The organism is Geminicoccus harenae (assembly GCF_019800005.1).
Taxonomy (GTDB): Bacteria; Pseudomonadota; Alphaproteobacteria; order Geminicoccales; family Geminicoccaceae; genus Geminicoccus; species Geminicoccus harenae.
In genome coordinates this window covers 1-8,737 of record NZ_JABGCL010000072.1, presented here as the reverse complement: position 1 = coordinate 8,737, position 8,737 = coordinate 1, and the positions used below count along the sequence as shown (strand labels likewise).

Here is an 8,737-nt window from a genome sequence, read left to right as displayed (position 1 = left end):
ACGGATCATCGATGCTTGGCGGGACGACTACAACGGCCACCGGCCCCACACGAGCCTCGGCGGCCTCACCCCGAACGAGGTCGCAACCCGGTCCAGACAGGACCACGACCAGAACGGACTCTGGTTATGAACGGGGGCAATCAGGGGGCAAGGTCAAGGCGGAACCAGACTCCACACTAGACCCGGCTGATGGCTGGGCGAGATGGATGCAGGGTGATGCCACGCTCGCCAACGCTGACGTTGGCATCTGGATAGGCGGCCAGTGCCAGATCGAGACACTCGATGAAGTGTGCTCGGAACTTCCGCATGAGCTGGAAGCCTGAGCCGAACTGGCTATGCAAGGCAGGCCAGCTGACTGCAACATCGCTGGTCAGGGCATGCAGGCGGTAAGCCAGCCAGATATACACGTCGATGACCATTGACCTTGGACCGATCGCTCGCAAAGCGCTCGTGCTGACCGGAACTGGATGATCACGTAGTGCGCGATAAAATTCCTCGTTCAGGAGGACCCGATCGTTCCATAGGCTTTGCTGGTCCCCGAGGTCTGACATCGAGATCGTACCGTCGACAAAACCGCCGTGCCGCATCACTTCGGCCCCTGCCCTGTCCATGAAGAACTGCAAGCGGCAGTGAGAGATGCGCTTGGCCTGCTCGGTGACCAAGCGATAGGTCGTGCCGCCGATCGACAGCCCCATGCTTCCGAGCCAAACTCTCATGCTCCGCCCGAGTTCGATCTCGCGTGAGCCGGTTCGCACGGCCTCGCTCTGCAGGAACAGGAGAATGAACCGGGCGTATGACCCGTATGGCAGGCCGATAGGTTTTCCGGCGCGATCGCGGCCGCTTTCGATGAGCAACGTCAGGTTATGCCCCTCACGCCGCCAGACTAGGTCCGTGTGAGGTTTGTGCGGGAGTGAGGTCAGCGCAAAGCCGCTGTAGGTAAAGCCGATCTTTTCGGCATCCTCGGTCAGAACTTGATAGGCTGCTTCGACCAGAGCGCGCTCATGCTTGGTCGCAGCCTTGTGTCGGGCTTGGTCAATTCCTTCGCGGGTGATGATCTGATGGATTGTGGCCATTGCTGGATCGTGTCGGCCGCCGCGTTGGTCGTCAATGTGGAGTCTGGTTCCGCAAGCTATTTGGAAGATAGTTGTTTCTTATATTTGTATGCGGAACCAGGCTCCACGGGATAACCCTGGAATCTGCCTCTTGAGCGGAACCAGACTCCACACAAAGCGGAACCAGACTCCACGGGATAAGCCGGGAAGGCTGCTCTTATCCCCTGGTTTCCCGTGGAGTCTGGTTCCGCGGACACCATGACATGAGTAATTCCCCACAAATATCTAAATGTACAAGTTAACATGTACATTCGTAGTTTGCAGCAAATTAACATGTTATTAATGAAATATGGTAATTTGTACATGTACATATTAACATTTGAATTTATATAATCTTGCCTATGTAGCCACATAGGTATTAGGACATGTGCCTGTATGTTGGGGTGTACACATGGCAACGATTTCGATCGCTTCCTCCAAAGGGGGCTGTGGGAAGACGACGCTTGCGATCCTTCTTGGGACCGAACTCGCGTCTGCTGGCTACAGGGTTGCCCTGCTCGACTGTGACCTCAACCAGCACTCCAGCGCTTTCGGCGTGAAGGCCGCAGTCGAAGGCTTCTCGGTCATCCCGTCAGTCGATGAGGGCAACGTACTAGCCGCCATGCGCAAGGCAGAGGCCGATAGCGACGTCGTCCTGGTCGACCTGCCCGGTGGATCGTCCACTCTTGCGCTCAAGAGCCTACAGCGCAGCAACTTCGTGCTGGTGCCGTGCCAAGCCAGCCTGCCGGACGTTCGTGACGCAGTGAAAACCTTCGCCCAGATTGACGATGCTCAGGATCTGGCTCGGGCTGAAATCGCCCGTGCCTTGATCTGGACCCGCGTCCTGCCGGGCTTCGAGTCGCGCTCTGCCCGCCATGTCCGCGAGAGCATCGAGGAGCGGGGGCTACCCGTCTTCGAGACCGCACTGATGGAGCGGGCTGCGTTCCGCGAGTTGCACCTGACCGGCCGAACGCCTCGCCAGATGGGTAACCAGACGGCCACCGTCAACGTTGCTGCCATCACGACCGAACTCCTGGCACACATTGAACGTCTGGCCGCCATCGCATGAAGAAGACCGACTTCCCGCCGCTCGACCTCGATCCGCCGCGCAAGCGCCTGGACCTGAAGGCGATCCGTCCCAACGAGGCCGATGATGCCGTCCTGGACGACAACAGTCGCCGGATTGGAGCCGAATGGGGGGCAGTGACCAGCCTCGAACGGCCGAAGAAGACCCCAATCGCCTCGCTGCGCATTGAGGTGCCGGAGTATCTGGACCGAGCCCTTGCACTGAAGGCCGTGGAGCAGCGTGTGACCAAGCAATACCTCGTCCTGTGCGCCTTGCGGGATGCTGGCTTTGAGATCGATGATCAGGACTTAGTTGCTGACAAGCGCCGTAATCGGCGTTGATCCCGACGAGAGCCATATCTTCTATCGGTGAGGAGATCGCCTACTACCGTGATCGCTTGACGAAGCCGCCTGTCATTGGAGCGACTTCGTCCAACCGCACGGGTTATATGGCTTGCTCATGTCAGCAACTGGTCATCGGCTTCAACTCCGGCCTCCTCTGGCAGGGCAGCAGCAGCCTCACTGGGGAGGCGCAGCGCCGCCTGCCCTGCTATCGCCTCACTGCCCCCAATACCCGATAGACGCTGGCCCGGCCGATCTTGAGCCTGCGGGCGATGGCGGAGGCACCGAGCTTCTCTTCCTCCTTCAGACGCCGGACCTCCGCCACATCGATGCTGGGCTTCCTGCCCTTGTAGACGCCCTTGGCCTTGGCTGCCCGGATCCCCTCCAGCTGCCGTTCCCGGCGCAGGTTGGTCTCGAACTCGGCAAACACCCCCAGCATGTCCAAGAACGCCTTGCCTGCCGCCGTGCCGGTGTCGATCGGCTGCTCGGTCGCCTTCAGGCTCACCCCCTTGGCTTTGAGCTCATGCACGATGTCCTGCAGGTCCTTCATCGACCGGGCCAGCCGGTCGATCCGGGTCACCATCAGCACGTCCCCCGGCTGGAGGAAGTCGAGCAGCACCTGCAGCTCGGTGCGGCCATCCCGCCTGGTGCCGCTGGCCTTCTCCGCACGGATCACGCTGCAGCCGGCGGCCCTCAGCGCGTCCTGCTGCAGGGTAAGATCCTGGTCGAGCGTGCTGACCCGGGCATAGCCGTAGACAGGCATGAGGGGAGGGGCCTCTTGTCTCGCTGGCTTCTAGACCTGTTCCGCCTAGCGTCTCGGAAGATCGAGAACAACCCATGTGAGACAGAGGCAGGTGTCTCAGTCGATCGTCTTGCTGGGTTAGCCTAGCAAAGCGCGGTAGGGATGGATTGGTGCTAAGTTCAGGTCTCAGATTTCTGATCTAGGAATGGTAGACCTACCGCAAGATCGGGCTGAGCCGTCGTGACAGAGTCAGGTATCGACGTAGTGGCAACGGGACTGGATGCCACGCCGCCGGTTACCACCGTGGATGTGCCGGAGCCCAACCAGCCCGGAACTTTGTCTCGCTTTTGCTCTGCTACCGCATCACGCACGTTCTGCCCCCAGGCCGAAGCCGAGCTGGGATGAGTTACTGGTGCTCCGTGAACCAGATAATAGTGCCCCAACCCAGTGTGACGGCTCTCGATGCGGGGCTCTTGGGACAGGACCTCCCGACTTGTGGGTACATCCAGATAGCGCATGCGGAAGTAGTCTGAGCCATACCTAGCTGACTTTGCGATCAGGTCGAAGCCTTCGATGAATTCGTGCGCGTGCTCGTCGAACGGGGCCAGAACGCTTGGTGGCTTCATTTGCTAACCCTTTGATCCACTCGATCTTTTTGCCGCGACTGGCATCAACAGGCACCTGCTCGTAGACCCTGGTGGTTCTCCCATGAGGTCCACCATGCGCCGCACGCGTCACGATTATCGTCCTGTTCAGGTAATGGCCCGCCACCAGAATGATAGTGGCCACCCGCTCCAGCCCGAGAAGAACATAGCAAGACCTCCTGACCGTGAGGCCGAGCAGGCGACAAGGCGTAGATGGGCAGGGCATTCAGATCTGGATGAGCCGCTGCTGACCCCTGAGGACGTCGTCAAGCTGACGCGTTCATCGATGCGCAGTTTCCGGCGCTGGACCGCTTCCGGCCAGCTGGAGGTGGTTCGTTTAGGCCGCTTGGTGCGGGTGCGCCGCTCAGCACTGAACGCGTTTCTGCATAAGCAGTGATTTTAGCGAGTTCTCTAGAAATCATGCACTTAGACAAACCATAAAATGGTGTCGGGAAGACGGTTAAGTGTAATTGATGTCGGACTAGTATGTGTCGTTTTCCCGAATGTCACCCTACTGCACTTCATGGCATCACAAGGCACCAACCGTCACCTTACGTGGGTCGGCTATGACTGATCAGCTCTGTTTCTCGTTCGAACCCGATCTCTCTATCGGCGAGGAAGATCGGGCCAACGATCCGCCGATGGCCGCACCCGCCATGTCGTCAATCCCCATGCCCATGACGGCAGGTACCATCAAGACGATGGCGACCTTGGCGGACACCATCGCGGCCGTGCAGGACCATCCTGATCTCAGCCCTACACAAAAGCGCGACCGAATCTCTGCGGTGAAGTCGGTTGCACGTCTCCTGCGGAGCACGCCGTCGCAGCTGCCAGCCGATCCCCGTGAACTGCGGCACAGGCTGGAAGGAGTTCACCCCGCTGCTATTGGGATGTCGGCCAAGCGCTTTGCCAACATCAAGGCCGACCTCCTTCGGGCGCTTAGGGCTGGCACCGTTCCCGCACCTGACCAGCACGCCCGACCCCCGTTCAGCCTGGCGTGGCAGCAGCTGCGCGAGAGCTGTCCGACGCCCTGGATCAGGCTGAAGCTTGCCCGGTTCATGCGCTGGTGCGACCGGCACGGGATCATGCCGGCCGATGTGTCGACGTCCACACTGGATGCATTCATGGACGAGCTGGACCGCACGACGCTCAACCTCGCGCCAGCCAAGCTACGTCGAGCTGTTGCCGGCAACTGGAACAAGTGTGTCGATCAGGTAGCGGGTTGGCCACGGACGATGCTGGACATGGTCCCGGCACGGGTGCCCTGGACCGTGCCATGGGATGCGTTCCACCTGGAGCTTCGACGGGACGTCGAGGCTTGCCTGGCACGGCTTGGGGGCGAGGACCTTCTTGACGAGGAGGGGCCCGACAAGCCACTGCGGCCGATCACCCTGAAGTGGCGGCGTTTTCAGCTCCGTATGGCGGCGTCCGTTTTGGTTGGGGCAGGGGTAGCTGTTACCGAGATCCGAAGCATTGCCGATCTGGTTCGTCCAGATCGATACCGGATGGTGATCTCCGGCCTGCTGCAGCGTTATGGCGGGAAGACCGCGCACATCTATGGTCTAGCCACGGCGCTCAAGACGATCGCCCGGCATCATTGCAAATTGCCTGATCCGGATCTGGACCTGCTGCGCGGCATCTGTCGTCGGGTTCTCGTGCGGCAGCGTGGTCTGACCCCCAAGAATCGCGACCGGCTGCGGCCGTTCAACGACCCGGCCACGCGCGACCAGCTGCTGCTCTTGCCCGGCGAGCTGATGCGCCAAGCCATGAAAGAGGTACCCCCGGATCGTGCGGCCGCGCTGCGCGCGCAGATGGCAGTGGCCCTGGAGATCGCCCAGCTGGCACCGTTGCGTGCCACCAACCTCGCCATGCTGGAAGTCGGCCGGCACTTGGTCTTCGTCGGCCGTGGCCGCGACGAGCATGCGTTCATCACCTTGCCGGAAGAGGCGGTCAAGAACGAGCTCGCCCTGGAGTACCCTTTGCCGCCAGAGAGCACCCGGTTGATTAAGCGCTACATCGACAGGTTCCTGCCGCTGCTCGGCAAGCCGGGCCCACAGTATCTCTTTCCAAGCCCGAATGGTGGGGCCAAACGTCCGTCGACCCTGAGCCTGCAGGTCGCCCAGGCCGTTCGTGATGCCACCGGCCACCGCATCCACCTCCACCTGCTCCGGCACTTCGCGGCGATGATCTACCTGCAGGCCAATCCTGGTGCTTATGCCGCCGTGCAGAGGATCCTGGGTCACACGACCGGTTCGGCTGCCATCAACGCTTATGTGGGCCTCGAAGCGGCCGCGGCGGCACGGCATTTCGACGACATCGTGCTCCGCCATCGGCATCTTGCCCAAAAGGCGCCGTCGCGCCGTCCTGGGCGACGGCCATGACCGACCAACCGGTGCGGTGCCTCAAGCGGGCGGAATGGCCGGAGGCGGACCGGCTGGCCTTTGCCAAAGCCACCCGTGCCAATGATCTGCTCGATGACCCTGGCCCGTTCGCCGAGCTGAAGCCCTCGACCATCGCCACGATCGAGCGTGGCTATGGGCGGTGGCTTTGGTGGCACCAGACCCAAGATACCCTCGGGCTGAATATCAGCCCGGCCGCTCGGATCACCCGGGAGGCGGTGAGCCGCTATCTGGACGACCTCCGCGCGCGCAACGCGCCGTTGACGGTTGCTCATCGTATCCTGACGCTTGAGCAGGTGGCACGGGCCATTGCGCCGGAGGCCAACTGGCGGTGGCTGCGCCGGTTGGTCAACCGGCTCGGTACACGTGCACGGCCAATGCGTGACAAGCGTTGCCGCCTGCGGCCGGTGGACGACGTGTTCAGGGCAGGGCTGGCGATGATGGCCGAGGCGGAGACCGGCCGCTTCACGAGCCCCAAGAAGCGGGCCTTGGCGTTCCGTGACGGCTTGCTGATCGCGATCCTGGCGGCGCGGGCACCGCGGGCAGCCAATCTCGCCACCATGGAAATCGACCGGCACCTGCGCCGGTCCGGTAAGGAATGGATGATTGTTTTTGCCGGCAGCGAGACCAAGAACGGTGATGTGCTCGAACTTCCCCTCCCTGCCGAGCTATCCCCGTTGCTCGAGCGATATCTGACGCACTGGCGGCCGGTGCTGCTTGACGGTAAGGTCTCGCAGCGCTTGTGGATCTCGGCGTTCGGTCAGTCTTTCGAAACGGATCAGCTGTACTTTGTCGTGATGCGTGCCACCGAGAAACAACTGGGGGTGCGCATCAATCCGCACTTGTTGCGCAGCGGCCTGGCGACCGCGGCGGCGCAGCGTGATCCGGGCCATGCTGGTCTGGCGACACCCATGTTGGGGCATCGGGTGGGTGTTACCACGGAGAGGCACTACAACCTCGCACGGCAGCATGAGGCCGCCTCGCAATGGCAACAGCATGTGCTGGAACTTCGCAGGGAGGCCCGGCGGCGTGCGCAGCGGTAAGTAGCTCCCCACCAGCCGCTGGTCCTTTCTGGTGCTCTGACCGGGCGGTAGCTCGTCGCCGCTGGTCGGCATCCAACGATGCGGAATAGCATTGCTGTAGGCCCGTAAAGCAACCATTATCTACGCGTCTACACAAGGAGACGCAGATGGCGCTCAACATCCGCCGTGAGGAGGTCAACCAGCTCGCCGAGAAGCTCGCTGCTCGCAAAGGCATCAACAAGACCGAAGCCGTGAAGCTGGCCCTGGAGAACGAGTTGCGGCGTCTGGACCAAGCAGTGCCGTTGCGCGAGCGGCTCCGGCCGATCCAAAATCGGGTGATGGCCAGGCCCGCTACCGGCCTTGTGGCGGACAAGGTGTTCTACGACGAACTCAGTGGCGACGCTTGAGATGTTCGTCGACGCGTCAGCCATCGTCGCCATCCTCACCCGCGAGCCAGAGGCGGATGCACTGACCGACGTGCTGGAAGCAGCGTCTTCACCCATCACCTCGCCCATAGCCATTTTCGAGGCGGCTTTGGGCATCTGCCGCAAGCGGCATGCAAGCGTGGCGGAGGCCAATGAGGATGTGCAGGCGTTTCTGAACGCCGCCAGAATCCGGATCGCCACGATCGGTGCTGAAGAAGCGGACACTGCGTTGGACGCTTTCGCGCGCTATGGCAAGGGCAGGGGGCACCCCGCTCAACTCAACCTCGGTGACTGCTTTGCCTACGCTGTTGCCAAGAACAACGGGACCAGCCTGCTCTTCAAGGGCGAAGATTTCGATAAGACCGACATATCTTCTGCAATGTCAGAAAAATAATCATAAAGCTATAAGACGTGCGAAAATAAGTTATGATACGATCTCTTTTTTCAGCATTGCTCGGAGAAGCGGTCATAGGCATCGATGCGGGTGACCTGGAGCTGGACCGGGCGCCCGTAGATCTCCGCTTGAAGAAACGCCAGCTCGGCGTGCGCGCCTGCGCCAGGAGCCTGGTGAGAGCGGGGATGCCGCTCCTCCTGGGCAGCGGGGTCGCCAGCAACTCGATGGCGGCGAGATAGTCGTTCTCGGCCCGGCCGCACGCCCGCCCGCCGCTGTTACGTGGACCAGCCATAGCGGGGGTCGTCCCGGATCAGCTCGAGATGGCTGCGGATTCGGTTGCGCTCCAGCCAGCCTATCTCGGCCTCCAGCTCGGCCTGGGTCATGACGCCCTGCGCCCTTGCCGAACAGCCGCTTCAGCACGGCGTTGTAGGCGTGGTAGTCGCAGGGCTGGCCCGGCAGGCTCGTCTCCGCATCCTCGATCACCTGGGAGGCCACCAGCTGGCCCAGCTGGCGACGCCGCTCTGCAGCCGCGACATATCTGACTAGCCTGCGAGCTCGCTATCCCAGCGTCGTGGCCAACAGTCAGTTAAGGATAATGCACGCCCCCTTCCGC

At 61.6% G+C, this 8,737-nt stretch carries 10 protein-coding genes; 8 read left to right on the top strand and 2 right to left on the bottom strand.

The features are described 5' to 3' along the window. The coding region (locus tag HLA95_RS26160; RefSeq protein WP_222182689.1) for an integrase core domain-containing protein at positions 1-130 on the top strand (130 nt) is incomplete at its 5' end. Positions 131-176: 46 nt separating this feature from the next. Here HLA95_RS26160 and HLA95_RS26155 read toward each other — a convergent pair. Next, positions 177-1,073 (bottom strand): replication protein RepA, encoded by an 897-nt coding sequence (locus HLA95_RS26155; protein ID WP_191059401.1) that lies wholly within the window; start codon positions 1,071-1,073, stop codon positions 177-179. Positions 1,074-1,503: 430 nt separating this feature from the next. Here HLA95_RS26155 and HLA95_RS26150 point away from each other — a divergent pair, with 430 nt between their 5' ends. Both HLA95_RS26150 and HLA95_RS26145 read left to right on the top strand, forming a co-directional pair. Next, positions 1,504-2,160 (top strand): nucleotide-binding protein, encoded by a 657-nt coding sequence (locus tag HLA95_RS26150; protein WP_191059402.1) that lies wholly within the window; start codon positions 1,504-1,506, stop codon positions 2,158-2,160. Beyond that, on the top strand, positions 2,157-2,498 hold the full coding sequence (locus HLA95_RS26145) for a hypothetical protein (protein ID WP_191059403.1): 342 nt from the start codon (positions 2,157-2,159) through the stop codon (positions 2,496-2,498). The genes HLA95_RS26150 and HLA95_RS26145 overlap by 4 nt, the downstream gene beginning before the upstream one ends. A gap of 208 nt (positions 2,499-2,706) precedes the next feature. Here HLA95_RS26145 and HLA95_RS26140 read toward each other — a convergent pair whose 3' ends face one another. After that, positions 2,707-3,261, bottom strand: a complete 555-nt coding sequence (locus HLA95_RS26140; protein WP_222185007.1) for a recombinase family protein — start codon at positions 3,259-3,261, stop codon at positions 2,707-2,709. Positions 3,262-3,960: 699 nt separating this feature from the next. Between HLA95_RS26140 and HLA95_RS26135 the strand changes: the two genes are divergently transcribed. The 5 genes from HLA95_RS26135 (at position 3,961) to HLA95_RS26115 (ending at position 8,124) form a co-directional block, all read left to right on the top strand. After that, positions 3,961-4,281: a helix-turn-helix domain-containing protein gene (locus HLA95_RS26135; protein WP_222185005.1), complete on the top strand. Its 321-nt coding sequence runs from the start codon at positions 3,961-3,963 to the stop codon at positions 4,279-4,281. Positions 4,282-4,450: 169 nt separating this feature from the next. After that, on the top strand, positions 4,451-6,265 hold the full coding sequence (locus HLA95_RS26130; protein WP_191059405.1) for a site-specific integrase: 1,815 nt from the start codon (positions 4,451-4,453) through the stop codon (positions 6,263-6,265). Next, positions 6,262-7,326, top strand: coding sequence for a site-specific integrase (locus HLA95_RS26125; protein ID WP_191059406.1), 1,065 nt, complete (start codon positions 6,262-6,264; stop codon positions 7,324-7,326). Before HLA95_RS26130 ends, HLA95_RS26125 begins: the two co-directional genes overlap by 4 nt. A gap of 146 nt (positions 7,327-7,472) precedes the next feature. After that, positions 7,473-7,712: a type II toxin-antitoxin system VapB family antitoxin gene (locus HLA95_RS26120; RefSeq protein ID WP_191059407.1), complete on the top strand. Its 240-nt coding sequence runs from the start codon at positions 7,473-7,475 to the stop codon at positions 7,710-7,712. Between the two features lies 1 nt (position 7,713). After that, positions 7,714-8,124 (top strand): type II toxin-antitoxin system VapC family toxin, encoded by a 411-nt coding sequence (locus HLA95_RS26115; protein ID WP_191059408.1) that lies wholly within the window; start codon positions 7,714-7,716, stop codon positions 8,122-8,124. Positions 8,125-8,737 lie beyond the last annotated feature (613 nt).